This window comes from Kineosporia sp. A_224, from assembly GCF_002198655.1.
In the GTDB taxonomy this organism is placed as follows: domain Bacteria; phylum Actinomycetota; class Actinomycetes; order Actinomycetales; family Kineosporiaceae; genus R-H-3.
The window spans coordinates 1-26,300 of sequence record NZ_MWLN01000133.1 but is presented as its reverse complement, the minus strand read 5'-3'; the positions used below and the strand labels follow the sequence as shown (position 1 = coordinate 26,300).

17 protein-coding genes and 3 pseudogenes are annotated in these 26,300 nt (G+C 69.2%); 13 read left to right on the top strand and 7 right to left on the bottom strand.

Annotated features, from left to right (window positions below):
* The first annotated feature begins 485 nt into the window (after nt 1-485).
* Genes EDJALFJO_RS11920 through EDJALFJO_RS11910 form a run of 3 tightly spaced genes read left to right on the top strand, consistent with a single transcriptional unit; the run spans nt 486 to nt 3,674 of the window.
* Complete coding sequence (locus EDJALFJO_RS11920) at nt 486-1,445, top strand: hypothetical protein (protein ID WP_088285439.1); 960 nt, start codon at nt 486-488, stop codon at nt 1,443-1,445.
* Between the two features lie 5 nt (nt 1,446-1,450).
* Nucleotides 1,451-1,906, top strand: coding sequence for a hypothetical protein (locus EDJALFJO_RS11915; RefSeq protein WP_143448520.1), 456 nt, complete (start codon nt 1,451-1,453; stop codon nt 1,904-1,906).
* Entirely contained in the window at nt 1,899-3,674 is a 1,776-nt protein-coding gene (locus tag EDJALFJO_RS11910; RefSeq protein ID WP_088285435.1) for a hypothetical protein, read from the top strand. Before EDJALFJO_RS11915 ends, EDJALFJO_RS11910 begins: the two co-directional genes overlap by 8 nt.
* A 4-nt stretch (nt 3,675-3,678) precedes the next feature.
* Here the strand turns inward: EDJALFJO_RS11910 and EDJALFJO_RS11905 are convergent, their stop codons facing one another.
* Nucleotides 3,679-3,867 carry a hypothetical protein gene (locus EDJALFJO_RS11905; protein WP_088285433.1) on the bottom strand — a complete coding sequence of 63 codons (189 nt, stop codon included), beginning with the start codon at nt 3,865-3,867 and terminating at the stop codon, nt 3,679-3,681.
* A gap of 375 nt (nt 3,868-4,242) precedes the next feature.
* Here EDJALFJO_RS11905 and mobF point away from each other — a divergent pair.
* Nucleotides 4,243-8,958 (top strand): annotated as a pseudogene (gene mobF / locus EDJALFJO_RS36385) (MobF family relaxase); the annotation flags it as partial.
* A 286-nt stretch (nt 8,959-9,244) separates the two neighbouring features.
* Here mobF and EDJALFJO_RS11895 read toward each other — a convergent pair.
* Nucleotides 9,245-9,634 carry a hypothetical protein gene (locus EDJALFJO_RS11895; protein ID WP_088285429.1) on the bottom strand — a complete coding sequence of 130 codons (390 nt, stop codon included), beginning with the start codon at nt 9,632-9,634 and terminating at the stop codon, nt 9,245-9,247.
* 184 nt (nt 9,635-9,818) lie between these two features.
* On the opposite strand from EDJALFJO_RS11895, the gene EDJALFJO_RS36380 reads away from it, so the two are divergent.
* The 5 genes from EDJALFJO_RS36380 (at nt 9,819) to EDJALFJO_RS11870 (ending at nt 16,509) form a co-directional block, all read left to right on the top strand.
* Nucleotides 9,819-10,004 carry a helix-turn-helix domain-containing protein gene (locus EDJALFJO_RS36380; RefSeq protein WP_088285427.1) on the top strand — a complete coding sequence of 62 codons (186 nt, stop codon included), beginning with the start codon at nt 9,819-9,821 and terminating at the stop codon, nt 10,002-10,004.
* Complete coding sequence (locus tag EDJALFJO_RS11885; protein ID WP_088285425.1) at nt 10,004-11,434, top strand: tyrosine-type recombinase/integrase; 1,431 nt, start codon at nt 10,004-10,006, stop codon at nt 11,432-11,434. Before EDJALFJO_RS36380 ends, EDJALFJO_RS11885 begins: the two co-directional genes overlap by 1 nt.
* A gap of 392 nt (nt 11,435-11,826) precedes the next feature.
* Complete coding sequence (locus tag EDJALFJO_RS11880) at nt 11,827-12,570, top strand: hypothetical protein (protein WP_143448518.1); 744 nt, start codon at nt 11,827-11,829, stop codon at nt 12,568-12,570.
* Nucleotides 12,567-13,703 (top strand): XRE family transcriptional regulator, encoded by a 1,137-nt coding sequence (locus EDJALFJO_RS36375; RefSeq protein ID WP_198950222.1) that lies wholly within the window; start codon nt 12,567-12,569, stop codon nt 13,701-13,703. Before EDJALFJO_RS11880 ends, EDJALFJO_RS36375 begins: the two co-directional genes overlap by 4 nt.
* Before the next feature lie 193 nt (nt 13,704-13,896).
* Nucleotides 13,897-16,509 (top strand): TrlF family AAA-like ATPase, encoded by a 2,613-nt coding sequence (locus tag EDJALFJO_RS11870; RefSeq protein ID WP_088285419.1) that lies wholly within the window; start codon nt 13,897-13,899, stop codon nt 16,507-16,509.
* A gap of 391 nt (nt 16,510-16,900) precedes the next feature.
* Here the strand turns inward: EDJALFJO_RS11870 and EDJALFJO_RS11865 are convergent, their stop codons facing one another.
* The 3 genes and pseudogenes from EDJALFJO_RS11865 to EDJALFJO_RS11855 form a co-directional block, all read right to left on the bottom strand.
* Entirely contained in the window at nt 16,901-17,323 is a 423-nt protein-coding gene (locus EDJALFJO_RS11865) for a hypothetical protein (RefSeq protein ID WP_088285417.1), read from the bottom strand.
* Nucleotides 17,320-17,910, bottom strand: a complete 591-nt coding sequence (locus EDJALFJO_RS33465) for a hypothetical protein (protein WP_143448517.1) — start codon at nt 17,908-17,910, stop codon at nt 17,320-17,322. The genes EDJALFJO_RS11865 and EDJALFJO_RS33465 overlap by 4 nt, the downstream gene beginning before the upstream one ends.
* Before the next feature lie 1,258 nt (nt 17,911-19,168).
* Nucleotides 19,169-20,408 (bottom strand): annotated as a pseudogene (locus EDJALFJO_RS11855) (IS110 family transposase).
* A gap of 861 nt (nt 20,409-21,269) precedes the next feature.
* Between EDJALFJO_RS11855 and EDJALFJO_RS11850 the strand changes: the two are divergent.
* The 3 genes from EDJALFJO_RS11850 to EDJALFJO_RS11840 all read left to right on the top strand — a co-directional run bounded on the left by EDJALFJO_RS11850 (nt 21,270) and on the right by EDJALFJO_RS11840 (nt 24,457).
* Entirely contained in the window at nt 21,270-22,370 is a 1,101-nt protein-coding gene (locus tag EDJALFJO_RS11850) for a hypothetical protein (RefSeq protein WP_088285415.1), read from the top strand.
* Nucleotides 22,371-22,623: 253 nt separating this feature from the next.
* Nucleotides 22,624-22,908: an MrcB family domain-containing protein gene (locus tag EDJALFJO_RS36370; RefSeq protein ID WP_088285413.1), complete on the top strand. Its 285-nt coding sequence runs from the start codon at nt 22,624-22,626 to the stop codon at nt 22,906-22,908.
* A 32-nt stretch (nt 22,909-22,940) separates the two neighbouring features.
* Nucleotides 22,941-24,457 (top strand): IS3 family transposase gene (locus EDJALFJO_RS11840; RefSeq protein WP_369812522.1). Its coding sequence is split into 2 segments (ribosomal slippage): nt 22,941-23,343 and nt 23,343-24,457, totalling 1,518 coding nucleotides; the frame shifts between segments, so codons are not numbered across the junction.
* 270 nt (nt 24,458-24,727) lie between these two features.
* On the opposite strand, the gene EDJALFJO_RS34295 is transcribed toward EDJALFJO_RS11840, so the two are convergent.
* Nucleotides 24,728-24,892 carry a hypothetical protein gene (locus EDJALFJO_RS34295; protein ID WP_158220408.1) on the bottom strand — a complete coding sequence of 55 codons (165 nt, stop codon included), beginning with the start codon at nt 24,890-24,892 and terminating at the stop codon, nt 24,728-24,730.
* Between the two features lie 194 nt (nt 24,893-25,086).
* Here EDJALFJO_RS34295 and EDJALFJO_RS11830 point away from each other — a divergent pair, with 194 nt between their 5' ends.
* Complete coding sequence (locus tag EDJALFJO_RS11830; protein WP_143448515.1) at nt 25,087-25,539, top strand: hypothetical protein; 453 nt, start codon at nt 25,087-25,089, stop codon at nt 25,537-25,539.
* 14 nt (nt 25,540-25,553) lie between these two features.
* On the opposite strand, the pseudogene EDJALFJO_RS11825 reads toward EDJALFJO_RS11830, so the two are convergent.
* Nucleotides 25,554-26,300: pseudogene (locus tag EDJALFJO_RS11825) on the bottom strand (IS5 family transposase); the annotation flags it as partial.

Below are 26,300 nucleotides of genomic sequence, written 5' to 3'. Positions count from 1 at the left end.
CCGGGACGGCGGCCGGTGCACGTGCACCGGTGCCTGCGGCGCCCGCCATCACAACCCCGCAGAACCGGCCGATCGGTCGGGTGGGGCGGGTCGGCGGGGGCCGGGGGCGAACGCGATCCCCGGGCAGCTCGAGCGGTGCCCCGCGGGTACCGGGCCGACCCCGGCGGACCTGCTCGTCGTCCCGGTCGACCCCACGGTGCAAGACACGTCGGCGTGGAAGTTGGCGCCCCCCGCGCTGACCACCCGCTGCCCCGCGTGCGCCCGCCGCACCCGCACCCGCGTGAACCGACCCACCCACACCACGCAGCCGTCCGAGGCCGGCCAGGCCCACCGGCCCGACCACGCACGCACCGAGCCGCGGGACCTGCTCGAGCTGCTCGCCGCCCGAACAGCCGGCCGCCACGCGGCTCGACCCGGCCTGACCGACCTGACCCGGAGCGCGGCCACCGCGCCTGCCGCACCCCACCGATCTCAAGGAGCACGTCATGAACGACACCACCCCGAACACCCCTGGCACGCCGACCAGCGCGAGCAGCTCAGACCCGAGTGCCGCGGCGCCGTCGATGGCCGACGCGGCTGCGGTCGTCGAGTACCGGAAGGCGTACGCGCAGCTGCACAGCCAGGCCGTGGACGTCCTGACGCGGGCCCTGACCCTGCCGGTCCCGTCCGTCGACCCGTCCAGCGGTGCGGGGTCGCGGGTGCTGCTGGACTTCGCGGACTTCCTAGCCGGGGTGCTCGCGGCGGTCGCGGCGAACGTCGGCAGCATCGACCGGCTCACCGCGGGCCGGCCCGGGTCGTGGGAAGCCGGGCTGCTCGACCAGCTGGTGTCCGGGACCGTCGGCCACGACGCCGGCGACCTCGTGCACTACCGGACCGCGCCGGTCGTAGTCCCGCTGAACGTCCTTGAGCTCGCCGACACCGTCCCCGGCTTCCCGAACCTCGACGGCACCCTCGACCAGGCCCTGCGCGGGCTGATCGTCACCCCGCCCGCCGCGGACCGGCTCACCGACACCGAGTGGGACGCGATCGCGGCCGCCGAGACCCAGCTCGAGACTGACATCACCACCGCCCACACCACCGCGTACGCCGCCTACGCGGACGCGTTCACCGCCGCCGTCCACGCCGCCGCCGCGCGAATCCCCGGCCTCGACGTCCCGGTCACCGTCGAGACCGTCCACGACCCGTCCACGTCGACCGCGCTCACCGGGGACAGTGGCCGCCGCATCACCAACCCGGACCCGTTCGCCCCGAACGACGACGCCCTAGTCAGCCGCCTGTGGGAGAACGCGTTCGCAGCCGTCCCCACCCCGACCGTCCCGGCCGTCACCGTCCCCGCAATGCCCGGCACCCGCCAGGCCGCCACCGCGCAGCTCGCCGCCGCCACCGACGCCGCCGACGTCGACGAGCCGACCGATGGCGCGAGCGGTCACCGGGACGAGGGGTGACCGTCATGACCGCGCCGGAGCTTCGCCCCGCCGGCCAGCCGGGGCGAGGACCGGTGCCGACGGTCGGGGTGTCGGTGGCGGACTGGACGGCCGGCTACGAGGCCGGGTGGGCCGCCGGTCACCACGCGGCCCGCGGCGCGCTCGACGACGCTGCCGCCGATCTCGCCGGGCTGCGGCCGTCCCGGGCCGTCGACACCGTCCACGCGCGCCGCACCCAGCAACAGGTCGGACGCCGTCCGGGTGAGCCCGACCACGACGACCCCGCGGCCCTGGCCGCGTACCGCACCCAGATCTACGCGTCCTGGGGCCTGACGCCACCACCCACGCCGCAGACCACCGCGACCCCACCGGACAGGACACGAGAGTCAGCCCGCCGCCTCGTGGGACGTCTCCCGGATCGTCACTACCGCAACGGGTTTGACGCGTACGTGTCAAACAGCGAAGGAGCCGACCATGCCTGACCTCACCAGCACCACCAGCGCCGGCGTCACGAGGATGACGACGACCACGGACGCGACCGGTGCCGGGTCGGTCCTCGACCACGTCACCAGCGCGCTCACCAGCGCCGTGGACACCATCGCCGCCGCGGCCGGCGTCCCGAGCTGGGCCATCCCCGCGACGGCCGCCGCGGTAGCGGTCGCCAGCGCCGCCGGCTACCGCCTCACCCGCGCAACCCGCACCGCCCGAGCAGCCTCGACGACCCCGGCCACCTCGACGACCGTGGCCACCTCGACGACCGTGGCGGAGGAGTCCGCGCGCACCATCCGGGCCGACCGGTGGCTGCGCCGTGTCGAGACCACTGGCACCATCGTCGCCGCGCTGTTGGCGACCGCGGTGTCCGCCTCCGGCATGTGGCGGTTCTTCGGTGACGTCCTCGGCGTGACCGGCCCCGCCCGCGTCCTGATGTTCGCGTTCCTCGAGATCGCCCTCGGCGTCTCCGCGATCCGCGCCCGGCGCCGGATCCGCGAGGTCGTGGACCTGATGCGCGCCCACCACGCCGGTACCTGGACCGGGCCGATCCCGTCGGGGCGGTCGGTGCACCAGGTGCTGGTGTGGGCGGTGGTCGCGCTGTCTGGGGTGATGTCCGCCGCGGACACCCCGCAGTGGTCGGGCAAGCTGCTGCGCCTTGCCGCCCCTGCGGTCGCCGCGGTGCTGTGGGAGATCGGTGACCTCGCCGAGCTGCAGGCCGCCCGGCTGCGGTACGGCATCACGCCCGAGCCTCTCGCGTGGCGGTACTCCCTGCGCCGCCTGCTCGTCCTTGCGCGGCTCGCCGACCCCACCACAGCCGGCACTGTCGCCGGGCCCGGCGGGGTGGACGGGGTGCAGGTGCTCGCGGCCGCCGACCGGTCCCGCCGCCTCACCGCGCTCGTACGGGCCAGGTACCGGCTCGAGGCCACCAGCGCCCGGGCCCCGCGGGCGCTGCGCGCCTGGCGCGCGTGGCGAGTCCGCCGACTCACCATCGCCGCGGTCGAGCGTGCCGGGCTCGGCACCACCGACCGGACCGCCGTCCAGCACGTCCAGCACGGCCTCGCTCTGCTCTACACCGTCCAGACCGGCACCGCGCCCGCCGCCGTCTCCCACCTCGACCCGTGGCATACCTACCACCCCGAGGCCGGGTTCCTCGGTCAGCTGCCCGCGGTCCACGCCGAGGCCGACCCAGGCACGCTGCAGGTCGCCGAGGCCCGGCTCGACGGGGGCGGGGAGTCGCACGGCTCCACGGCCGGGCGCCCGGTCCGGGTCCTGGGCGCTGCTACCGGTGCGGTCGGTGCGGCGGGTGATCCTGTGCGGGGTGTGCGGCCGGTGACGGTCCCCGTGACCGGGACCAGTCGGGGCCCGGCTGCGGGTCGCCGGTCCGGTGGGCCGGTCCCGGTCGTGCCTGCGGACGACGCGCGGATCGTCGCCGAGCTGGTCGCGCGGGCGGTGGTCCCGACGGTCCGGCAGATCAAGGCCGAGTACCGGGTCGGCGGGTCCCGCGCGGTCCAGCTGCGCGCCGCGGTGGCAGCCGAACTCGCGGCCCGCCCGGTGCCCGGCTCCCCGGCCGATCCGGTCGGGGCCGACGCCGACCCGGCGCCTGGCCCGCACACCTACGACCACACCCACGACGAGGCCGACGAGGCCGACGACGAGGCCGAGCGTGCCGTGGAGCCCGTGGCCGAGGCCGCGACGGCGGCCCTGGCCGTGCCCCGGCTCGAGGTCGTCGGCCCGCGCGCCCCGGGTCACCGTGCGTAGACCGTCACGGCCCGCGCTGGGTGCCGGTCGGCCCGCCCCGGCCGCCACCCAGCGGCTGCGCCGCCGCCACCGCCGTGAACTTCTCGCGGATGGCACCGCGAGCCGCCCCGGATATTGCGCCGCCGATCCGGTCCGAGCCGAAAGCACGCCAGAACAGCAAGAAGCCCCAATCCAGAATCCCGAGCCGAATCACCCAAGCCAGAGAAGTCAATAAGAAGCCAGAGATAAGTAGTCAGCAGGAAAGAGAACGCAGAAGTCAGTAGAGAGTCAGTCAGGAAGCCCAGGAGAGATCAGAGCCAGTCACCACAGGAATCAAGCAGGAAACGACGGAAGGACCCACACCCATGCAACTCCGTTGTCATAGGTCAGATCAAGATCAACTACTCGGTTTCCCGATCGTGTTCCCGCCCCGGCCCACCAGGCGCCGGCCGGGCGCGCCGCGACCCGGGATGCGCCGTCCAGAGCGGGATTCCCCGACCGGGACAAGGCATGGCCGACGCCCGCAGGTAGCCGGCGGCCGGGGATTCCTGTAGGGCTTTGTCGATTTCGGAAAGGGTTGTTGTTTCTCGTGATTTCCGTAGGTAAGGCGACGAGTGCGGCGTACTACACGACCGGTGGCGGTGTCGCGGGCGGGTTCGAGTCGTACTACCTGGATGCGGTCACTGACGGTGAGCCGCCGGGGGTGTGGAGCGGGCGGATGGCCGCCGCGCTGGGCCTGGAGGGAGAGGTGGACGCGCGGGTGATGGAGCAGGTGTTCGGCCGGTTCGAGCACCCGGTGACGGGGGAGCCGTTGGGGTCGCGGCAGCAGAAGTGGCGCAGTGTCGACGAGCGGCTCGAGGCCGCGTTGGCGGACGAGCCGGGTGCGTTGCCGGAGCGGGTGGCGCAGCTGCGCTCGGACATCGAGCGGCAGGTCCGCACGACGGTCCTGGGCTGGGACGCGACGTTCAACGTGCCGAAGTCGGTGACGGTCGCTCACACCGCCCTGTACAGAGCGGAGATCGCCGCCGCGCGGTCCGGGAACACCGACCGCGCGAGCGAGCTGGGAGCGGTCCGCCGCGGGATCGAGTCCGCGATCCTGGACGCGAACGGGACCGCGGTGACGTTCCTCGAGTCGTTGGCGGTCTCGCGGACCGGCGGCGGGTCCGGGACCGCCGCACAGTGGATCGCTGCGGACCAGGTCACGGTCGCGTCGTTCTTCCAGCACACGAACCGGTCGATCGACCCGCACCTGCACGTGCACAACGTCGTGGTGAACCGGGCGATCTGCGCCGACGGGAAGATCCGCTCCCTGGACGGCGAAGACCTGCTCGCGCAGAAGTTCGCGTTCTCCGCGGTCGCCGACCGGGCCCTGTTCGAGGCCCTGGCCCGGCTCGGCCTGGACTCGGTGCCCCGCGCCGACGGCCTCGGCCGCGAGCTCGCGTCCGTGCCGGCCGACGCGATCGACCACTTCTCCACCCGCCGGGCCAGGATCACCGAAGCCCTCGCGCCGTTGGTCGAGGCCGCAGAGGAGGCCAAGGGCCGCCCGCTGACCGACTGGGAGACCTACCAGCTCAAGCAGACCGTCACCCTGGCCACCCGGGCGGCGAAGGACCACACCGCGTGGACCCACGAGGAGCTCCTCGCCCGCTGGGACGCCGGCCTTATCGAGGGGGCCGGGCGGACCCTGGACGGCCTCGCGGACGTCGTGATGGCCGACGCCACCCGCGGCCCGGTCACCGGGCCCGCGTTGGAGGACTGGTCCCCGACCGCGGTGATCGCCGAGGCCGTCGCCGCGTGTGCGGAGCGGTCGGCGACCTGGGGCCGGGCGAACCTGATGAGCGAGCTCGAGCTGCGGCTGCCGATCCTCGGGATCGACACCGACCAGGTCGTCGGCCTGCTCGAGCAGCTCGCCGACGCCGCCCTGGCGTCCGAGCACGTCGTCGCGGTCACCGGGCACACCCCGGACCTGGACACCGGCACCACCCGCCTCGCCGCGGCCGCGCCGTCCGCCCGCCGCTACGCCGCGACCGGCACCCTGGCCGCCGAGATCGCCCTGCGCGAGGCCGCCCTGACCCGCTCCGGCACCAGCCTGGACCCCGCCGCGGTCGCGGCCTGGCTCGACACCCACACGCCCACGATCGGCGACGACCAGCGCGCCGCCATCCTCGGCCTCGCGAGCACCGACGCCGCGATCAGCGTCCTCGTCGGGCCCGCCGGCACCGGCAAGTCCTACACCGCAGGTGCCCTGGCGGGTGCCTGGGAGCACCTCACGCGCCAACTCAGCCAGTCTGGTGAGTCGGGCGGGTCGGGGGAGCCAGGTCGGGTGCTCGGCGTCGCCGTCTCCCAGATCGCCACCACCGTGCTGGTCGACGACGGTCTCCCGCACGCGGCGAACGTCGCCGCGTTCCTCGCCGCGCAAGACCGCCTGGACGCCGGGTCGACCACCCCCGGCGACCGGACGTGGCAGCTGCGCCCGAACGACGTCGTCCTCGTCGACGAGGCCTCGATGGTCGCCACCACCGACCTCGACCAGATCCGCCGTCGGGTCCAGGCCGCCGGCGCCCGGATGATCCTGGCCGGTGACCCCCGCCAGCTCGCCGCCGTCCAGGCCGGCGGCGCCCTCGACGTCCTCGACGGCCACGCGAACACCTACACCCTGTCCGAGGTCCGCCGCTTCCACGCCGACTGGGAACGCGCCGCCTCCCTCGCCCTCCGAGACGCACGCACCGCCGCAGCTGACTCCGGCACCAACACCAACGGCTCCACGAGCGCCACGGGCGGGAGCGCGGCGGACGCGCTGGCCGTCTACGACCGGCACGGCCGGCTGCTCGAGCACGCCACCGTGGACGACGCGCTCGAGGCCGCCGCGCGGGCCGCGGTCGCCGACCGACTCGAAGGCCGCACGACCGTCGTGGTCACCGGCACCAACGACCAGGCCGCCGCCACCGCGATGCGGATCCGCGACACCCTGGTTCGGCTCGGCCACGTCGACCCCGACGGCGTCCACCTCGGCCGCGACGGCTGCACCGCTGGCACCGGCGACATCATCGCCTGCCGCCGCAACGACTACGCCCTCGGCGTCACCAACCGCCAGCAGTACACCGTGCACACCGTCCACCCCGACGGATCCCTCACCGTCGCCCCGCTACCCGCCCACGGGCACCCCGGCGCCACCCCCGCGGGAACCCTGATCGACCTGCCCGCGCAGTACGTCGCGGACGACGTCCAGCTCGGCTACGCCTCCACCGTCCACGCCGCCCAAGGCATCACCGTCGACACCGCGCACCTGGTCACCGACGGTGCACTCGACCCCGCCGGGATCTACGTCGCGCTGACCCGCGGCCGGACCCGGAACACCGCCCACGTCGCGGTCACCGTCGACTCCACCGACCACCCCGACCGCGGGCCCCTGCCCGAGGCCGTCACCGACCGCGGCGGCGCCACTGTCCTGACCGGCACCAGCACCCGCGCCTCCGCCCGGTCGGTGCTCGCCGCCGCCTGGAACCGGCGCACCGGCAGCGCGTCAGCGGTCGTCACCGCCGAGACCGACCACGCCCGCCGCACCAGCGCCGCCGCGATCCTGTCCGACCTAGAGACCCACACCCGGATCGCGTGCCGCGCCCGGATGGACAATCACCTCGACGACCTCGTCGCCGCCGGCGTCCTGCACCCCGAGACCCGCGCCCGCCTCGCCGTCGACCAGGCAAGCGAACACCTCTCCCGACTCCTGCGCGCCGTCGAACAGACCGGCACCGACCCCCGCACCGCACTGACCGACGCCCTCACCCAAGGCACCCACCCCCACGGCGGCGCGGACAGCGCCGGCACAAGCGGCGCGGGTCGCAGTGACCGGCGCAGCCGGTCCAGCCGCGCCGACCGCGCCGCAACCGCCCGCAACACCCCGGACCCCGCCGCAGTCGGCACGGTCGACGCCGTCACCGCGGACGCCGTACGCGCCGCGTTCAACGACGCCCACTCCATCGCCCAAGTGCTCTCCCACCGGATCACCGCACGCAGCCTGCGGCCCAGCGACACAGCAGCGTCCGACAGCGCAGCTGTCGACCGGGGTCCGCTGGTCCCGATGCCCGGGGGTCTGCACCTCGACGACACCGCGCGGCTACGCGAGCTGCACACCGCGCTCGAGGACCGCGCCGCCCAGTTCGGCGCCCAACTCGCCCAGGACCCACCCCACTGGGCCCTGCTCACCCTCGGCCCCGTCCCCACCATCGACACGGACCACGCCGACGCCGACCACGCCGCCGTCGTCGAGCCGGACCGGGCGGACTGGGAACGCCGCGCCGGGATCGCCGCCACGCACCGCGAGGCGGTCGGCTGGACTCACCCCGAGCAGGCCCTGCCCGGCATGCCCGGAGTCTCGGCCCCCGAACGCCGCGCGACCTACGCCGCCGCCTGGATTGCGCTCGGCCGCCCCGCTGACCGGCTCGACGAGACCGAGATGAGCGACGGCCGGCTCCGCGCCCGCGTCACCGCCTGGCAGCGCGAGCAGCAATGGGCGCCCCCGCACGCCGATGCCGCTCTCAAGGACGCGTCCCGGGCTGCCGAACGCGCCCGCCAGGACGCCGCGCACGCCGACGCCGAAGGCCGCCACACCCAGGCTCAGGAGCTGCGCGCCGAGGCCGACGTCCAGGCCGCTCTCGCCGCCACCTACGACCAGGTCAGCCGCGCCCGCGCCAGCTGGGCCGAACGCACCCACGCCACCCGCCTCAACGCCCAGACCGCGCTCGAGGAACTCGCCCGCCGCGGTATCACCATCGGCGACGAACCCGACCGCCGCACCACCCGACAGCACCTCGCCGAGACCCAGCTCGACGACGCCGGAATCGACGACCACACGGTGGCCGCAGCGCCGGCAGCTGACGACGCGCTCGAGGCCACCGCCGGCGCCGTCGACGAGGCCGACGCCCTCGACACCGTCGACGGGGCCCAGCACGTCGACGACGAGCACCGGGCCGTCACCGAGGCCGACGTCCGCGACGTCCATCCGGCCGACGAACAGTGGAACGCGCAGACAGCTCCCCCGGCCCTGGACGAGGTCGCCGTCCTCGACGTCGACCCCGCCACTGCGGCCGGTCGGCGTCCGGTCCGGGCCGGGAGGCCGGCACTCGAGGTGATCGACCCCAACGACGCCCACGACCTCGACGCCGACAGCCTGCAGGCGTTGTCCGCGACGGCCGAGGCGGCGGCCCGGATCGCCGCCGACCAGGCCAGCCAGGACGACGCCTACGCCGCCCGAGCCGCCGACGGGGTCGGACGGTCACGACTGGGTCCCGAGGTCGGCGCCGACNGTCCCGAGGCCGGCCGCCGACGCCGCGAGACCGCCGCGCACGACGCGGACGACGACAGCGACGACTGGGACCGCGCCACCACCCGCCCCGTCGGCGACGTCCAGGCCACCGACACGGTCACCGACGACGGGTACGGCAACGACCCCCGCTACGAGCAGCGCTACGACACGGACCGCCGCTACACCAACGACCACAACGAGTACGCCGCCGACAGCGTGGACGTCGGCGCCGACCTCGGGACCCAGTCGTGACCGTCCGACCCCGTCGGCCGGTGCACGGCAGCGGCTACCCGCGCGGTTGCGGGTACGTCAGGTCGTCGACGGCGCCGACGAGCCAACCGATCCAGGCCCGGACACCGGCCGCGAGGTCCCACGTCGGGGCCTGCGTGACGACGAGGTACTCCGCGACCGCCAGCTCGGCCCGCAGCGCGTCGTCGGTCACGGTCGAGTCGATCCCGGTCAGCGGCCGGTGCCCGGCGAGCCCGACTGTCCACCGCGCCGCGAAGAACACCCCCAGCGTGTACCGGTCGGGAACGTCGAGCTCCTCGAGGTCGGCGCCTCCCGGCACCGCCGCCGTGATGCCTGCGACCCGGTCCTGCACGTCGTCCCAGGCCGACGCGATCGCGGCGACAGGTGGCGCCCACCCTTTGCCCGCCCGCGCGTCGAACCGCGCCACCTCATCGGTCGGCGAGACGGCCCCCAGAGGCCCACCCGTACTCGCTGCAGCACCAGATACACCCATGGCGCCCCTCCTCAAGGGGACCGAGTACACAGACCCCGCCACGGTACGTTCGCCCACCGACATCCCAACAGTGCCAACAGTTTTGACACGTACGCATCAAGACGGAGAGGACCTGCCGATGGTCAAGCCAAGGGCCCACCTCACGGTCTCCGACCTGTGTGAGGAACTGGGTGTCGCCCGTTCCACGTTCTACGACTGGCGCGCCAAGGGCCGCGCCCCCAAGTGCATCAAGCTCCCCAACGGTGACTTACGCATCCGCCGAGACGAGCTCGACCGCTGGCTCTCGTCCTGCGAGGAACTCTGATGGCCGCCTCGAACGGGACGACCTACGACGTCAGGATCTGGGAGGTGCGGCCCGTCGTCGGCAAGACCCGGACGACCTACGAGTTACGTTGGAAGGTCGCGCGGAAAGCGAGGAGTAAGTCTTTCGGGACCCGGGCGCTGGCCAACAGCAGGCGTGCCGAGCTCCTGTCAGCTGTCAACCGCGGCGAACCCTTCGATGTCGAGTCCGGCTTGCCCGTCTCCCAGCGCCGCGATCGTACGAACGAGATCTCTTGGTGGGAATGGGTTCTCACGTACGTCGACACGAAGTGGCCGACACTCGCGCCGTCCTCGCGGCGCTCCATGGTTGAGGCGCTAGTGACGTGCACGATCGCTATGCTCGATCCCGCCCGGCGAGGCCGCCCGTCCGAGGCTGAGTTACGGTCGGCCATGACGACCTGGGCGTTCGTCCCGACCCGCCGCAAGGCCGGCCCTCCGACCTCCGAACGTGCTCACCGAGCCGTTGCATGGCTGGCCAAGGGCACCCGGCCGGTCATCGCGCTCGACGACCCGACGACCGCACGAAAGGTCCTCGACGCGGTTGTCTCGAAGAAGGACGGGACACCGGCTGCCCCGACCACCATCGCGCGCAAGCGCGCGGTCCTCTACAACGTCCTTGACCTCGCCGTCGAACAGGGCATCTTCGCCGCGCACCCGCTCGACCGGATCCGCTGGAAGGCACCCAAGGTCGCTGAAGGGTTCGACCCCCGCTCGGTCGTCAACCCGACCCAAGCGAGGGCCCTACTGGAGGCGACCAGGAAGCTCGGATCGGACGCGCCCGAGGCGACGCGAGCAGACCGAGCGGCCCGGCGGCATGGCCGCCACCTCACAGCGTTCTTTGGCTGCATGTACTACGCGGCACTTCGCCCCAGCGAGGCCCGAGGACTCAGGCTCGGAAACCTGGACCTGCCGACTGGGAACGGCTGGGGGCAACTCGTCCTCGAGGCCGGGGACCCAGAGATCTCCGGAACCTGGACCGACGGCGGACGCCGAACGCGCCGCCAGTTGAAGCACCGTGCACTGGGAGCCATTCGTCTCGTCCCGTGTGCACCCGCTCTCGTCCAGCTCCTCCAGGAACACCTCGACGAGTTCGGCACGGCGCCCGATCAGTCGCTCTTCCGCGGGCCGGCCGGTGGCCGGCTGCTCTCTGGTGCGTACAACCGGGCCTGGCGCGATGCTCGACGCGCAGTGCTGCAGGACGCAGACGAGTCTCCACTGGCTCTCCGGCCCTACGACCTCCGCCACACCGCAGTGTCGACTTGGTTGGCAGCCGGCGTGCCGTCAACGCAGGTGGCGGCGTGGGCCGGACACAGCGTCGCAGTCCTTCACCGGGTGTACGCGCACGTCGTAGCGGACAGTCAGGCCGTCGCTCAAGGACGCATTGACGCCTTCCTTGGTGGGATCCACTCGTAGTTCCAAGGCATCGTCGACAACTGCTAGACGTGGCGCGACGCCTGCGCGGGTTCTCCCGTGCACCGGCCACCGCCGCAGGACAGGTGGCCGAGGAACTTGTGGGGTCGTTCGCGCGGTCGGACGTCGAGTCGGCGCGGATGGTCGCGGCCACCCTGGATCACGAGGTGCTGGCGACACACGCGACGACAGGGTGGGACCGCCCGTGATTCGCAACCGTGCAGGGAATGATCTTTCAAGTCCGGCAGGAACTATCGAACAAATTGCTCGTTTGCACACATCTCGGCTGGGGACTGCGGAGGAGGTGGCGTCGTCCCACTCAACTTTCGACGGCGCCGCCGCCGCGTCGGCGTGTCCTGCACCCCTCAGGGCGAGGCATCTGCTTAATTTTCTGCATGACAGTGTGGGACGCGCGGGCCATGGCGCGCCTGGAAGTGATGGCCGCCGAGCTGACGGGGGTCGGCGTTGTTGGTCTCTTTGAACGCCTCATCGCTGACGTCTGGCGGGTCAACTGCCAGCGGTATGAACCCAGCGAGATCGGCGACACACCCCGATCCCTTGGAGTGACAGCCTCGGAGAACCTCCGAGTCCGGCTGCTGCGCGAGGTCGGTGGAACTTCTAGCGAGTGGCGGGCTCGCGGCGTCAAGGCTGGTGCCCCGGACAACTCGCTCCTCCTGGCGGCCTGTGGCTATGAGGTTCGCCAGATGAAGGCCCCGCAGACTGACACGCGGATTCCTGGTTGGAGTTCCTTCGACTGGGCTAGCGAGAGCGATGCCCGGTACCGCTGTGCGGAGGCCAATTCGGCGGTCTACCGATCTGAAGGCTTTGGGGTTGGAGGGCAGGGGATCCTGCCCATCCTCGCGCCCGTCTCGGTCGCAGGGACGTTGACCAATGCGCTGGTCGTCTGGTCTGGGCGCATCGAGACAGGTGAGACGGCGGGCTGGCTGGGTTTGCCCATTCTTGGCGACGAGCCGTGGCTCGCGGTCAAGCGTCTCTGGTGGCACGACTTTGGGGCGGGCGAGGGCTTGCCTCGTCCGGTGGGTGATGAGGGGCGCGGGTACGGCGGGTTCGACGAGCAGCCGGAACCCATGCCAAAGGTTGTACTAAAGCCGCAGCGTGAGGAGCGGAAGAGGCCTTGAATGACGAGTCGCCGCTGGTCATAGCAGCACGCCGTCGCCGTGCCTCCGGAGTCGCCGATGGCTTCGACGGTGAGCGTCTTGCCTTGGCGCGGCGCCTAGCGCGCATGCCTCGAACGGTAGTGGCCCGGCACCTCGGTGTATCACCCGCCGCCATCACCCAGTTCGAGAGGGGGCACGCCCGCCCAACCATGGCGCTACTGGCCCAGATGAGTCTCACGCTGGGAGTGCCGAGGGAGTTCTTCCGATTGGGTCGTCCGGTGAAGTCTCTGCCCGCCACGAGCGCCCACTTTCGATCTCTGCGGGCAACGCCGGCACTAGTTCGTGATCAAGCATTGGCGTTCGCTGAGCTCGGCTTGGAAGTTGCAGGAGTCATTGAGCAGTATGTTGATTTGCCGACCGTCAGTCTTCCGGATTGCGTAGTCGACGGGGATCCTTCGCCCGAAACAGTCGTCGAAGCGGCGCGCCGCACGAGGACGGCGTTGGGCGTCCCTGCTGGACCGATCGCCCATATGGTTCGGCTACTGGAAGCGGCCGGCATCTTGGTTCTGTGGTTGCCCGAGAGCAAGGTGGATCGGCGTGTCGACGCATTCTCGACAACCGCAGGGCGGCGTCCGCTAGTTCTTCTGTCGCCACTGAAAGATGACAAGGCGCGAAGCCGATTCGATGCTGCCCACGAACTGGGCCACATTGTCATGCACGCGGACGCCGAGCCCGGCTCCAAGCTTCTTGAGAACCAGGCGCAGAGCTTCGCATCGGAGTTTCTGATGCCGAGTGAGCAGGTAGTCGACGACTTGCCACGTCGACTCGACTGGGAGAGCCTCCTCGAGGCCAAGCGTCGTTGGGGGACGAGTTTGCGTTCTCTGGTCTTCCGCGCTCACTGGCTAGGGGTCATGTCGGAGTCGACCTACCGCCGGGCGAATCAGCAACTTGCGCTCTGGGGGAACCCTGAACCCGGGCCGCTGGGGCCTCCGGAGACCGCTAGCTTGCTGGGGCTATCGCTGGGCATCTTGGCGGCACATGGAACGACTCTCGATGAGATCGCCTCCGCTAGCGGCCTCCCTGCGGAGCACATCCGCCTCGTCGTCGCGGCGGCGACTGACACTCGACCGAGAGTCCACCTCACTACTCCATGAGTGACCCCGGCTAGGTACCCGGCCGGATCTCGCTGGCGCTCTCACGTCTCCATGACTCAGGCGGGCGTTGCGTAGTCGCGCAACAAGAGGATCTACGTCGTTCGGTCAACGACCGTGAGTTGCCCGGCTATTGTGATCCTGTTGGGGACTTGGGTCCACCATCTATGCGGATTTCCCCTGTCGGGAGCGTTCGATGAGTAGCTATGTTGGTGCGCACTGGATCCGTGCGGCCCTGCAAGTAAATCCATTCGCGTACCGAGGTCGGAGTGAGCCGGCCAAGAGGTACCGGTCTGAGAGTGACTACAACAAGGCGCTGCTCGATCAATGCGTGGCGCTCGGCATACGCATGATCGCCATTACCGACCACTGGTGTGTTGATAGTGCCGCGAGCCTGATCAGTGCGGCGGAAGTGCGCGGCATCGTGGCGCTGCCAGGCTTCGAGGCGAACACGTCCGAGGGGGTGCACCTCCTCGTGATCTTCGAGGTTGGCACGCCGTCTGCGGAGATCAACGCGGCCATCGGCATTTGCGGCGGAACGCCGGGCAGCGCCGGGACCGGGGCATGCGGCTACGCCGAGGTCGTGGACAAAGCCACTGAGCGCGGTGCGCTAGTGATCCCAGCCCACGTCAATATCTCGCCGAGCGGCTTGCTGGCGCGTGAGAGCGGCCAGCCGCTCCAGCGCATGATCAAGCACCCGCGGGTCAACGTGCTGGGCATCACGCCGAACGCTGATGACGCCAAGGACCAGACGGCGGTGTTGGCCAATCGGAAGCCATTTGAACGACAGCACCCGCTGGCTGTTATCCATGCTGATGATGTGATGGGGCCAGACGACCTGGCCAAGGTAGGCGCTTCATCCTGGTTCAAGGTGAGTACTGAGAGGCTTGAGAGCCTCATGCTCGCTGTCCGTACGCCCTCCACTCGCGTTTCGGTGAGTGATCCCGCAGGTACTTCGCGGACAGTTATCCGAGAGTTGTCGTGGACAGGCGGCTTCCTCGATGAGGTGACAATTCCGTTGTCGGACGAACTGTCGGCTTTCATCGGTGGTCCGGGCACTGGCAAGTCGACCGCTATAGAGAGTCTGCGCTACGCCCTAGACATCGAGCCCATCGGTGCGGCTGCGCTCGCCGATCATGCCGCGATCGTCAAAGACGTTCTCAAGAGCGGCACGATCGTGAAGGTGACGGTTGAGACGGCCAACCCGACCCCTCACACTTACACTATCGAGCGACTCGTAAACGATGTCCCCATCGTTCGGGATGCCAGCGGCTCGGCCACAAACCTCAAGCCAGAAGACATCGTCCCACGCATTGAGATCTTCGGTCAGCACGAGCTCGCCGAACTGGCTAACGACCCCGCGCGAGTCGCGACGATGCTCCAGCGATTCACAGGCGCGGGCGGCCCGGACGAGAAGTACCAGGAGACGCTGGCGCAACTCGCCGACAACCGGGCGCAACTTCAGAAGTATGAGGCGGCCAAGGAGACTCTCGAGAACGAACTGGCCGATATCCCGCGCCTGGACGAGCAGATCAAGCAGTACGACACAACCGACGTGCCCCGAAAACTAGCTGCGCAGCAGCGTCTGGAACTTGACCAAGCAGTGATTGAGGAGGTCGTCGACCGCATAAGGGGGGCGCGGACGGCGCTGGTGAACGTGACCGACCCGCAGTTGAGTACTGACCTGACCGCTGACTACGAGAACGTGGACGAGTCGCCGCAGAACGCGCTTCTCAAGAGGGCGACCGCCGCCACGTCGGAATTGGCCAACAGACTCGACGCCATCGCCAGTGAGGCGCGCGCAGCGCTCGATGAGGCTGACCGGGCTCTGGCTTCGGCGCGTGCGGACTGGATAACTGCAGTCACTGTGCAGCGTGAGGACTACAACAACGTGTTGCGTGCCCTGCACGAGCAGGGGTTGCAGCCAGACAAGTACGTTGACACCAAGCGGGCGTTGGAGACGCTCAAGGCGAAAGTCCCGCGCCGCAAGAAGTTGGATCGGGAGATCGCGAACCTTGCGAAGGCTCGGGACCAACTGCTTGGCAGACTCCGCGATCACGAGAAGGAGCAGACTGAGAAACTCCACGAAGCGATCCGCGCCGCGAACGCAGCTACGGACGGTGTCGTTGTGGTGCAGCCCGTTCCGGATCCCGACCGGGCGCACATCAAGCGGCCGGTAGTCGACAGTCTTGTTGGCGCTAAGAATACGATCACCGCCGCGATCGACAGCGAGGCCTTCTCGACGCGCGCTTTCGTCGAGGCCGCACGGAAGGGGCCGGCTGGCCTCGCTTCCTACGGGATCAAAGGCGCTCAGGCTGCCAACTTGCTCGCCGCCGGTGAGCCGCTGCTCAGGCAACTGGAGGAGCTCAGCGTCGGTCTCGCGGTCGACGTGAAGTTGGACGTGGGCTATGGCAGTGGCCGGAGGGAACTCAAGAGCATGGGTCACCTGTCCAAGGGTCAGAAGGCGACGGCGCTGCTACTTCTGCTCTTGAGCGGATCTGACGCGCCGCTCGTGATCGACCAACCTGAGGATGACTTGGACAACCGCTTCGTCTTCAGGGGCATTGTGGCGAACCTACGGAAGCTCAAGGGGCGGCGTCAGGTGATCGTGAGCACTCACAACGCCAACGTTCCCGTTCTCGGCGACGCCGAGTTGATCGTGGCGCTCGAAGGCGACGGGCAGCATGGGAAGCCAGCCGCGGACGGCATCGGCTCACTTGACGACAAGAGGATCCGGGCGCATGCAGAGAACATCCTGGAAGGTGGCCCCGACGCCTTCAATGCTAGGCAGCACCTCTACGGTTTCTGACACGCCCTCGCGGGGGGCCAATTGGTCCTGTGAGCCTGCGTACCTCGCGGCGGATTGGCGTGGGTTCGGTGAGCGCCGGTCCCGAGGGCGATCTCTCGCCTCAGGCCTGACCTAGGATGTTGTAGATCATCTGCTGGCTGGCAGCGGTGGGCTGTGACCTGGACGTTCTCGATCTCGGGGACGCCGATGGGGTCAGGAAGCCGCGGACCTGCTCGTCGCTAGTCCGTCTCGACGCCCGTTGAGGTGCCCGGTTGGCCTCCCCGGCCAGTTTCCCGCACGGGAACGCCATGTCTGCCTGGCGTTCTGTCAGTTGCGGGCTCAGGTTCGGAGCGCGCATGACTGTCGAGCCATAGGCTTGGGTGACGGTGGCTTCTGTTTACTCGTTAAACAGTCACGACTTGAGGCTGACCTGGCCAGGACGGATTAGAGCCATGACCGGGGCGGGCACGCGGATCTTCACGGCTGCCTCGGTCAGGGCCTCACGGAGATATGGGTACGCGGCCATCACGCCTACCTTCTCGGCAAACTCACGAATCGTGGAGTCGGCCGCCGTAAAGGGAGTCTCCGATTGGAAGAGGCATGCCACGTCAACTCGCAACGTCGCGGTAGGGATGTCGCAGTTGCCGACGAGACGCACCTCGACTCGCTGCTCATCGGAACCCACCTTCACTTCGATGTTCACCCCGTCAACGTCCCCGATGATGTCCTCGGAGGCAGACGTTCGTCGAGCTGAGACCTCATAGAACAGGATGTCGGTTAACTCAAGCAATTTGAGGAGTGCGTGGACATCTGGGGCATCCGCAGCGTCTGTCATGTAAGAACCAGGCCAAAGGCGAAAGTCCGTGACGGCATTTCAGACGTCTGGCTGGGTGATACCGCCTGCGAGAATTTGGTTCGAACTGGAAAATCGGCCAGGTGCTGAGCGTGAATCTCAGTCGCTCGACTCAAGAGCCATTCGTTAGTCAGAACGTAGTCGACCCATGTCGGGTGTTTGAGTCCGTCGCCCTTCGCGAGGTGAGACAGCCACCCATTGATGTCGTGCCATAGCCAGAGCTCGCTGTTCCCTGCAAAATTGCACGGCTCAGGGAATGGTGGCGCGTTGGAATTGCGCCTCTCGCTACGGGCCCAGAGGCCCACTGCTTGCGGCGTAACTCCCGCACGCCGGGCTATCTCCGATCGTGTCACATAGTCCTCGTACAACCGTCGGACGACGAAGCCGAGACGCTCAAGGCGGCCGACGGCCGCCTTCGCTGCAGCCAGGGCTGACGCCCCTTCGCTCGTCATGGTCACCAGGGTGGTCGTCCCATGAGTCGACAGCAGTGCGTCCTCGTTCGCGTACAGCGCGTCGAGCGTGTCGCCCTCTGGCGGGCAGACCTCGAACATCAACTCAAAATCGCCCATACCGTCCCCGCAGCCCTCGGTGTGCTTACAGAATCACCATCGGCTCGCCCTGTTGTCAACTTGAAACAGCTGACTCAGGCGTCTGGGTGGCGGTCGGGGCAGCGTGCAGCGGCGGTGGCGATCCGTCGCGCAGCGTTGCCAGGGTTCTTGGCTGAGCCTGGGACGGGGATGGTGTCGCGCCCGCATGGGCAGTACAGGGTCGCCTTGTGCGCAGAACGCCGGATCCGCCAACCCTGCTCCTCGAGAGCAGCCAGGACGGTGTGCACCTCCGCGTCGACCTCTCTCCGCAGCTCGGCGGCCGTAACCCAGTCGCCGGCTGCCACTTCGCCCCCTCTGTCAGTCCTGAACCGTTCGGTACTTACACGCTTGTCATTACGAGGGTGACAGCCCGGTAGGAGGCTCGCAAGCAGTTCGCGTGGGGTTGAGCCCTCCGGTGCTGGACGGGGAGATGGCGTCGCCAACGCGATAGGGGGCCGGCTGGCGGTCCGTGCGGTCGGGCAGGAAGCACGCAAGATGGGTGCGTCCAGTCTCCGACCTGGTCGGCGGTGCCGTCCTCGAGGTGGTGGAGGCCACCGTCCGGGTGGGTATGGTCGCGGGCGAACAGTGGCCGCTGGTCGCGTTCTGGAACTCAGTCGGCGCGGCCGGGTCGTGAGGAGGGCGCGGCACGGAAGGCATGGTGGCGGTGACCACTGACAATTACGGGGAGAACGTCCTGCAGCAGGTGGCCAGCGGAGGATGGGAGAGTCTGGGTGGTCGGCAGCGATCGCCTCGCTTGGTCGTGGCCTGCTGGTCGGCGAGCAGCCACGGTCAGAGGCCGATCTCAGGCTGCCTAGCCCATCGTCGCGGCCTGCCGCGTACCTAGGAAGCCCGGCAGGCAGCGGGCTACGCCGTGAGGCTCGAGGCGCTAGTGGGGATGCGGTGGGGGCGGGGCGGCCGAACGCTGTGATCTCGCAGGTGAGCGCGATCTTGTCAAGGGTCTTGAAAACCGTTAGGGCGGTACCCAACCCGTCCTCAGGGGTTCGAATCCCTTGCCCTCCGCGAGCAGGGTTTCAATGCGAAATCGCAGGTCAGCGGATGGTTCGCTGTGGCGGAGACCGGTCGCGGCCCGGTCCGGTGGTGTCCAGCCAACGACGACGCACGACGGTCGATTGTGGCTGTCCGCGGACAATGCGCGGACACGGAATCCGTGATCCCAATGCTGTCGCATCGAGGTCATGGGGCGTCGAGCTCGGTGATGGGGGGGTCCCTATGGGGTTGGTCAAGCGGCGCGGGCGGGTCGGTGTTCGTAGTGGGTGCCGTCGCGGAGCATGGCGAACAGGACGTCGACCCTGCGGCGGGCCAGGCAGATGAGGGCGGCGTTGTGGCGTTTGCCTTCGGCTCTCTTGCGGTCGTAGTAGGCGCGGGAGGCGGGGTCGTGCAGGGCGGCGAACGCGGACAGGAAGAACGCGCGTTTGAGTTGCTTGTTGCCGCCGCGGGGCGGGTGTTCACCGCGGATCGAGGACCCGGAGCGGCGGGTGACCGGGGCGAGGCCGGCGTAGGCGGCTAGGTGTCCGGGGGTGGGGAACGAGGTGGCGTCGCCGACCTCGAGCAGGATGCGGGCTGCGGTCCTGACTCCGACGCCGGGCATCGAGGTCAGGACCTGGGCAAGAGGGTGTGCATCGAGGATCTCCTCCACCTCGGTGGCCAGGTCGCGGCGTTGGGCCAGGACCTGGGCCAGGGTGTCTGCGAGGCGGGGCAGGACGGCCTCGGCGGCTTTGGTGCCGGGCACGACGACGGTTTGCTCGGCCAGGGCCTGCCAGGCCGCGTCCGCGAGGGCCTGGCCGGCGCGGGGTGCGTTCTTGCGGGCGACTGCGGTGACCTGTCGCTTGCCGGCCCGAGCGAGGCCGGCCGGGCCGCCGAACCGGGACAGCAGTTCCAGCACCGCGGTGGTCTGGACCTTCGGGCCCAGGACCCGTTCCAGGGCGGGGTGGATCTGGGTCAGCAAGCCGCGGATCCGGTTCGCCAGCCGGGTCGCTTCCTGGGCCAGGTCGTCGTCGAACCCGACCAAGACGCCGAGCTCGGCCGGGGCCTCCTCGCCCACGTCCACGCGGCGCAGGGTGTGCGGCAAACGTCCGCGCGGCGTCAGCGATGACGTACGCGTCCCGGGCGTCGGTCTTGGCCGTCCCCGGATGCAGGTCTGCGATCCGGCGCATCGCCAACCCGGGCAGGTAGGCGACCTCCACACCGCCGTCGCCGCTGTTGTCCAGGCCGACGGCGCGGGCGACCGCGATCGGCAGCGCCCCGATCGTGGCGGGCTGGTCCACGACGACCAGGACCCGACCGTGCTCGGCCAGGCGGGCGTACAACTCCCGCAACCGCGTCTCGTCCTGGGGCAGCTCGCGGTCGAAGACCCGCTTGCCGTCCCGGGTCAACGCGACCGCGTGATGGGTGCCCTTACCGACATCCAACCCGCAGAAGACCGCGTACCCGCGGTCGTCGTGCGACGTCTGCGTGCTCACCGGCGTCCCTTCCGGCCTCGTGGCCCGTCCTCGACCCAGTCCTGGTCGCGGTCAGGCATCAGCTGCCGGCAGCCACGTTACGAAGAGACCTCCCGCCGCACGAGACCTTCCGTGCGACCGGGGCCGTGTCCCTATCAGCGGTCGGCCAATGCCACCAGGCCCGGCGACAACACCCCCCGGATCATCAACGATAGGGGCAGTCAGTCATACCGAGCCTGGCGACCAGGAACCCCGCAACGCGGGGCACGAGGAAGGTAGCGAGCCAAGATTGAGCGGCCAAGGAGTACGACTGTCTCGTGGGCGAGTCGTCGGCCAGCGATCAAGGGCTGTCCGAACCTATGACGGTGGGGTTTCGAATCCGTTCGGGCGCACTCGTTGAGACAGCGAAAGATCGGCCCATGACCTGCGGAAACACGGGAAGCAACCGCGCTCCTCAGTGCAGCGCCCCTGGGGACTCGCGGGATGGTCGATCTCGCTCGTAGCGCAGGACCATGCGAACGGCCGATTGCATCGCCAAAGGCTCAACGTGTTGCCAGTGGCGGCCATGATGTCTGATGTCAGAGTCGGGCAACGATCGACGATGGGCGGAGAAAGCATGAGGGCACAGGAAGAATCCAGAATGGATGGTGGAACTCAGGGCGCCGGCGCAGCAGGCGAATTCCTAGTGTCCCTCGACGCGGTTCGGGAAGCGGTCACGAAGTTCGAAGCCATGGCGGACAAGAACCACCCGCACTGGTCGATGATCGCCCTAGAGTTTCGCGATGTCTTGTCGCGCGCATACGGCGCATCTGGTACGTCGCCGGCTAGTCCCGACCCAGGTCGGCAGCCAGTTCCCGCTGTTCGGGCTTCTGGAGCGTCGCAATGACCGGGAAGACGCCATCGATCACCGATCTTCTACGTCAAGTCCTTGAGGCGCTTAGCCTCACCGCAGCGCAAGAGGCAGACCCGGCGAAGGAAGCCTCCGAATCCACCGCAAAGCCGACGGCGGATATTGCCGCGGCACTGCAGGCCATACGAGATGACCTCAAGACCTACGGTACGGCGATCGGTGTCGGCTCCCTGGTAGCGATCCTGACGGCAGCCGTGACCAACATGGACAAGCTGTTTCCGGGCCCGGGCGGGTCACAGCTCCCCAAAACTGCGTACTGGCTCGCACTTGTCATCTGTGTCCTCCTGGCAATCGTCGGCAGTATCCTCCTTACCTCGCGGTTCTTCGCTGCCAGGCGCCGAGTCCTCATCAACACCGACGACTACATTGACCAGCCCCATCAACTCAAAGGCCTCGACCAGAGTGAGGCCGAGGTCATCTACAAGCGCCTTGCAAAGCTCGCGGAGTCCGAGGGCGTTGCCAGCATCCCAGTGCTAGAGCGACGGATTTCAAGACTTCAGCGCGTGGCACTCACGGCGAAGTCAGGGGGGCAGGACAAGGCCGCAGCCGCGGCCATAGCGGAGGCGGACCGTGTGGGGGCCGCACTGAACCTTGCCGTCTCGGAGGCGGCGCTGCTGGTGCTCGAGAGGCGGTCAGCCGACGTGTACCGTCAGCCCTTCACAACAGTGTTCGCCGCCACGGCCGCTATCGGCATCGCAGGCGTCTTCCTCCTCGGCCAGTGGGCTCAGAGCGACCAAGACAAGACCGCCCGGTGGCTGGCATGCCAAACAGACCTGAAAGACTCCGACAAGGTTCTCCACGCTGTCGAACGTCGCGAAACGTGCGCTCGTCTTGAACCCGATCACCTCAGGCCTGTGCCAAAGGCTTCCACCACGGAGTCACCCGACGACGGGTCTGCAAGCCCCACCCGGACGACCTATCCCACAGCCTCAACGTGGATCATCACGAACCTAGACGAATGCGCGAGCGTGAAGACCACCTCGTCCCTCTCGGCGAACATACGTGACCGGGCTCTGGCAGCATGCGCGGGATTGCCTGCCGCGAGCCCTTCCGCAAGCGCGACGTCCGACTAGCGGCCTCGTGCACAGTGGCTGGGTTGCGCGGCTCTGTGTGAGTACCCGCATTGCGCGCTGCGTAGAGCGCTGTGATCTGTCGGTAGTGCGATGTTGTGATCCGTTGTGATCCGTTGTGATCCGTTGTGATCCGTCCGCTGCCGAATCGGCCCGTATGGAATCAAGAGCGGCCGCTCCGCGGCCGCCGGACAGCCCCCGCACAGCCTCCCGCTTCGCTCCGGCCGGCGCGGCCCTGCAGTAGTCTCCGATACAAATGCGCGACCTCCTCGAAGACGTCCTCCTGCTGCAGTCCGAGTGGACACGGTTTAACGACGCCCCGATGCAGCAGCGTGGACACCTCGTCCGCGACAGTTGCGCAGGATGGATAGGCGAGCGACTAGACCCGTTGCGGTCAGCCTCAAGGCGCGCGGACTTGGACGTCGAGGGCCAGGACGGTCAGGGCAACAAGGCCCGCGTCCCCTGGGTGCGCATCTTCTCGCGCGAGCTGTCCCCTCTCTGTCAGCCTCTCGTGAGACACCTCGGCAGTAGTGATTACTGAGTCCTGAGGGCGAGAGTTGGAGATCGAGTTCGATGACGCAGACCGCGTCTACAGTGTCCGTCGCGTCGGCGGGGCCGGCTGGTCATGCTGTGCGTGTGGAGGATGTTCCGGACCCGCAGGTTGATGAGCGGGCTTCGCGGCGGACGTACACGGCCCGGTACAAGCTCGACGTGCTGGCCGAGTATGAGCAGCTCGACAAGGCCGGCAAGGGCGCCCTGCTACGGCGGGAGGGCTTGTACACGTCGTTGATCAGTGCGTGGCGTGAGCAGCGGGACAAGGGCGCGCTGGCCGCGATGGAGGCCGCCGCGCGGGGCCCGAGGCCGGTTGACCCGGCCGCCCGGGAGAACGAGCGGCTGGCGGCCGAGAACGCCCGGCTGGCTGCCGAGTTGGAGCAGGCCCGGGCGGTGGTCCGGGTCCAGGGGGAACTGTCCGCGCTCTTGGCGCAGCTCTCGAAGCAGAGCGCGGACCGGCCCGAGAGCGAGCCCGAGCGATGATCGACGCCGCTGTGGTCGAGCTGACTCCGATCGTCGGCGTGGCGGCTGCCTGCGAGGCGGTCGGGCGGTCCCGGGCAAGCCACTACCGCGCCCACCCGGTCGGCCCGGTGCCGCTCGGGCCGTCCCGCCCGCCCGTACCTCGGCGGCCTCAGCCTCGCGGGCTGTCCGAGGTCGAGCAGCAGGCGGTGCTCGAGGTGCTGCACTGCGAGCGGTTCGTGGACCAGGCGCCCGAGAGCGTGTACGCGACGCTGCTCGACGAGGGTGTCTACCTGTGCTCGACGGCGACGATGTACCGGCTGCTGCGCTCTCGAGGGGAGACCAACGGTGGCCGGGACCGCCGCCGGCACGCCACCCACCCGGCGCGTGTGAAGCCGGAGCTCGTTGCTGTGCAACCGAACCAGGTCTGGTCGTGGGACATCACGAAGCTCCGTGGCCCAGCTGGCGGCCTGTCCGGGCGGACGTGGACCTGGTACCACCTGTACGTGATCCTCGACATCTACTCGCGGTACGTCGTCGGGTGGATGGTCGCCTCCCGCGAGTCCGCGGTGCTGGCCGAACGACTGATCTCCGACACCGTGACCAAGCAGCAGATCGGTCCGGGCCGGTTGACGATCCACGCCGACCGGGGCACCTCGATGACGTCCAAGCCGGTCGCGCTGCTGATGGCCGACCTCGGGGTCACCCGCTCCCACAGCCGGCCCCGGGTGTCGAACGACAACCCGTACAGCGAGAGCCAGTTCCGGACCCTGAAGTACCGGCCCGACTTCCCCGAGTCGTTCGCCTCGATCGAGGACGCCCGCGTGTTCTGCGCCCGGTTCTTCACCTGGTACCACCACGAGCACCGCCACAGCGGGATCGGGCTGCACACCCCCGCCGACGTCCACCACGACCGCGCCGACGCCGTCCGCCTCGCCCGAGGAGACGTCCTGGACCGGGCGTACACCGCCCACCCCGAACGCTTCGTCGGCAAGCCGCCCCAGCCACCGCGACCGCCCCGAGCCGCGTGGATCAACAAGCCACCCGAGACGGAAGGACCAACCGACACGACTCACTAAACCCGATGAGTCTGTGTCTCATTCAGGTTGACAGGCACCGCCCTGCGATGACTGCCCAAGGTGCACCGTCATCACTCGGTTGTCTCCTGGGCGGCCACCCCTCCGGCGGTGAAGAAGTCGGTGCATCGTCGTCGTGGCGGCTTGGAGCACCGGGCGGAGTTGCTCCCTGTAGACCAACTCGGTGACGAGCGTCGACCTGTACCCGACGAGGCGGGAGCTCTGCTCGATCGGCACGCCACTGTCCGAGAGCAGGACATGCCCTCAGACTGGTCAGTGCCCGGGCTTGTACTCGCCAGCCAGCCAGCTCAGGAAGCGCTTCGGACGATCGACATACGTTTGGACGGTGCTGTCCGTCATCGTCGTGGCGCGCAGCTCCGCCTCGTACCGCTTGAGCTCCTCGTGCAGCTCGTCCAGCGTCCAAGAGTCATGAGCCATGCGATCCTCCAGGGTGTGAACCGTTGATCCACACAGCCTGGTTGGTAACACCGGGGCCTTGTCTAGGGCGTGTCTCGTAGATCTTTGAAGGCGGATCGGCCAGAGCGTGTTGGTCGTGAGCCTCACGGGTCGTGCCCTGGCGGGCCGGCTCAGCGCCGGGGTTGGTCGTGCTCCTCGTCCGTCAAGATGGTGACGTGGAGTCTGAGAGCTGGGAGCACGTGCCCGTCGACGTGTTGTCGGAGGTCCCTGACGAGGCGCGTTCGCGTGAACTGTGGATGCAGCACGCCATCGGGTACGTGTTGATGGCACAGATGCGCGAGTACGCCGTCGCGAGGATCCCGCAAGACGCTTCGATCGAGGCGAGGCAGCTGGCGATGCGCGTCCTTGACCACGCCCTGTTTGGGCTGATGGAGATCTGCGACGGCTTCAACGGCCCGCTGCGCAGTCCCACGCACGAGTTCAGTGTCGATCTGGTCGGCACGCTGCGCCGCTCGGATGACGAGACGGTGGTCGCGAGACAGACGCTGTTCGACGGCGATGGCGCCTGCATGGGTGTTCACGGGTGGCTGGACGGCGACTTCGGTGAGGCCCCTCCCGCCCAACAGGTGCAGGCGTTCACTGCGCAGTCCGACTGGCTGGCTCACTAGGCCCGCCCTACGGATCAGTTGAGCCAGAACAGGACGATGGCGGCGACGGTGATGCCGGCGCGGTAGTTGCGGGCGGTCTTGTCGTAACGCGACGCGATGCCTCGCCACTGCTTGAGCCGGTTGAAGCAGCGCTCGACGACGTTGCGGCCGCGGTAGGCGTCGGCGTCGAACGCCGGCGGACGACCACCGCGGGAGCCCTTGGCTGCCCGGTGCTCGTGCTGGTCACGCCGCTCCGGGATCACCACACGGATTCCCCTGCGCCGCAGCACCTGCCGGGTCGAGGGATGCGAGTACGCCTTGTCCGCGACCACCATGTCCGGCCGCGACCTGGGCCGGTGACCGGTCGGGACGGCGATGGCGTCCAGGACCGGGACGAGCTGCGGGTTGTCGCCGGCCTGACCACCGGTCAGCCGGACCGCGAGCGGACGCCCCTTGCCGTCCACGGCCGCATGCGCCTTGGTCGTCCAACCGCCACGGGACCGGCCGAGGGCGTGGTCCTCAGGCTCGGGCGACAGATTCTTGTAACTCGATCCTGCCCCCTGTGTCGGGCACAGGCTCCGTCACGCTCGAGCGCCGCGCACCGGCAGCATGCTGGTGGGCACGCGCGATCGTCGAGTCGACGCTGACCGTCCACTCCAGCTCACCGACCGCGTGCGCCTGGCCCTGCAGCTCGCGCAGCACCCGGTCCCACGTGCCGTCCTTCGACCAGCGGTCGAACCGGCCCCACACCGTCTCCCACGGCGGCATCTCCTCGGGCAGGT